The following is a 1,190-nucleotide window of genomic DNA, read 5'->3' on the forward strand; positions in this document are numbered from 1 at the left end:
CGCCGGCCGACGTCACGTCCGTCGAGCAGGTGGCCGCCGCCGCCGCTGCGGCTGCGGCATCCGGCGCCCTCCGTGTCGTGGTGAACTGCGCCGGCATCGCGCCGCCGGCCAAGGTGCTCGATCGCGAGGGCGCACCGACACCGCTCGCGGACTTCGAGCGGATCATCCGCATCAACCTCGTCGGCACCTACAACGTCATCGCGCAGGCGTCGGCGGTCATGGCCGAGACCGAGCCGACGCAGGACGGTGACCGCGGTGTCATCGTCAGCACGGCGAGCGTCGCGGCGTTCGACGGGCAGATCGGCCAGCCCGCGTACTCGGCGTCGAAGGGCGGTGTGCATGCGATGACCCTTCCGATCGCGCGCGAACTGGCGCGCTACGGCATCCGGGTGTGCACGATAGCGCCGGGCATCATGGAGACGCCGATGCTCAAGGGGCTGCCTCAGGGCGCGCAGGACTCGCTCGGGCAGCAGGTGCCGTACCCGCAGCGACTCGGCCGGCCGGACGAGTACGCCGCACTGGTCATGTCGATCGTCGACAACGGCTACCTCAACGGCGAGACCATCCGCCTCGACGGCGCCATCCGCATGGCGCCCAAGTGAACCGGGAGCACCGAGCATGAGCGAATCGATCCTGCTGCACGTCGCGGAGGGCCTTGCCCGCGTGACGTTCAACCGCCCCTCGTACCTCAATGCGATGGACTTCGAGATGGGCGAGCGGTGGCGTGAGGTCGCGCGCACCGTCACGTCCGACCCGGCCGTCGGAGCGGTGATCCTGGATGCCGCAGGCCCCGCGTTCTGCGCCGGCGGCGACGTGATCGCGATGGCGACGTCGGGCGCGGCCGGCTCCGAGGTCACGGCCACGGCGCGCATCATCCACGAGGGCATCCGCACGTTCGTGGAGTCCGACAAGCCGATCGTCGCCGCCGTGCAGGGGGCCGTCGCGGGCGGGGGCCTCGGCCTCATGCTGAGCGCCGACTACATCGTCGCCTCGGACGCTGCGAAGTTCGTGAGCAAGTACGCCAACATCGGCCTCACGCCAGACCTCGGGGTCTCGACGCTGCTTCCCGCCGCGATCGGGCAGCGCCGCGCGCTGCAGCTGCTGCTGCAGGACCGCACCATCGACGCGGCGACCGCGCTCGAGTGGGGCCTGGTCGCCGAGGTCGCGCCCGGCGCCGAGGTCGCCGCGCG

At 71.7% G+C, this 1,190-nt stretch carries 2 protein-coding genes; both read left to right on the plus strand.

Annotated features, from left to right (window positions below):
* The coding region (locus tag EIO58_RS18240; protein ID WP_127820589.1) for an SDR family oxidoreductase at nt 1–602 on the plus strand (602 nt) is incomplete at its 5' end.
* 16 nt (nt 603–618) lie between these two features.
* Nucleotides 619–1,190: enoyl-CoA hydratase/isomerase family protein (locus tag EIO58_RS18245; protein WP_164861881.1), on the plus strand; the 572-nt coding region annotated here is incomplete at its 3' end.

Origin of the sequence: Microbacterium sp. CPCC 204701 (assembly GCF_004010105.1) — a bacterium.
Lineage (GTDB): Bacteria > Actinomycetota > Actinomycetes > Actinomycetales > Microbacteriaceae > Microbacterium.